Annotated in this window: 1 protein-coding gene; it reads right to left on the reverse strand. The window is 39.2% G+C overall.

The features are described 5' to 3' along the window. Positions 1–192: 192 nt before the first annotated feature. Complete coding sequence (locus tag ETC02_RS16535; RefSeq protein WP_033017188.1) at positions 193–1,377, reverse strand: RNA-guided endonuclease InsQ/TnpB family protein; 1,185 nt, start codon at positions 1,375–1,377, stop codon at positions 193–195. Positions 1,378–1,427 lie beyond the last annotated feature (50 nt).

Genomic DNA, 1,427 nt, shown 5'->3' on the forward strand with positions numbered 1-1,427 from the left:
TATGAACCTCCCCCACTTACGCCTGTAGGCGTTGAAGTGGGGGTTTCTTGCCTTTTTCTTTCCGGGTGTTTCACGATACACCGGGTTTCCCGTGTATCTCGTGACCAAGCACGGAAACACAACAGAAAGAAATAGCAAGCAACATCATGCCAAAGCATGAAGGGTGGGAACTCACCATCTACTACTTCTCGCTTACGCGATCCGTAGATACTTGTGGTTCGTTATTTTCATCGGTCGGAATTCTCCATATAAGTGTTTTGTAAGAATATTGCATGCCGAATGGACATCCCGATGCTGAGAATAACCACAAGCACAAATAAAATTTCTAGAAGAAGGTTTTTTCTTCTTCCCGCAAACAGGACATGTTTGCGTGGTATACGATTCATCCACTTTTTCAAAAGTGATGCCTTTAGCTTCTAGTTTGTATTTCAAATAGTCGTAGAGTTTGCCAAAACACCAGTTCGATAATTTTTGGTTCACCAATTTGGATCGCTTTTTCTTTTTGTTGCGCTGGACGCCTTCGACATCGCCTATCATGAAATGTTTGACGTTTTGTTCCAAACACCAATCGACCAATTGTTTGGTCGTTTTATGCAAGCAGTCTTTTAATTGCGCTTCGCTTTTCGATAAAATATATTGCTTCGCGCGGTTATATTTTTTCCATTTACGCGAACCTTTTTTACATTTGGACATCTTTTTTTGCAGTTCTGCTATTTTTTTATTTCGAAGGCGATGAATGCTTCTTATTTTTCTACCGGTGATGATGATGCTGCTTCCGTTTTCGCTGACGGCACTAATGGCGTGAATTTCGCCAGGATCACCGGCAGCGATAGTTCCTTCTTTTTTAGTAGTTGGTTGTTCACCGTTTTCATAACTGAGGCAAAGCATGAGTTTCCAATGTTTCGCATCAAAAATGAGTTCGATTTCTTTGACAGTGCCGTTTGGAATTTGTTCTTTATCGATTTTCACTACAATAGGAGGTTGGTTTTTTCTTTCCCAGCGACCCATTTTCAGTTCAATGGTCCCATTTGGGTGAATGATAAATCCGTTATTTGCCCATTTCGTGTTGAAATATTTTTTCTGTTTGTACGGATATTTGTTATCTAGCCCTTTTTGTTTGGCTTTTTTGGCGCTGTCTCTGGCGTTCAAATATTTATGGCATACGGCTTGAATGCTTTGGCTATGGATCGGGTATTTGCCCTTCGTTTGTTTTTGAAGTTCGGTTTGGTTGATCCATTTTCCATTATTCTTTAATGCATAGTTTTTGGCAATGACTAAACAGTCATTCCAAATTTGAGCCGATATTCGGTTGCATTCGAATAATCGATCGATATCTTTTTTTGATGTTTGAAAAGGTATTTTGACCGTTCGATACATCCTTTCACCTCCTTACTTATAATATAAAATATGAATAATCGAAAATCTAT

Source organism: Geobacillus sp. DSP4a (assembly GCF_013096875.1).
Taxonomy (GTDB): Bacteria; Bacillota; Bacilli; order Bacillales; family Anoxybacillaceae; genus Geobacillus; species Geobacillus thermophilus.

What these genes read in the sequence shown, in the direction of transcription:
- ETC02_RS16535 (WP_033017188.1), bottom strand. Translation starts at nt 1,377, where the DNA reads ATGTATCGAACGGTCAAAATACCTTTTCAAACATCAAAAAAAGATATC.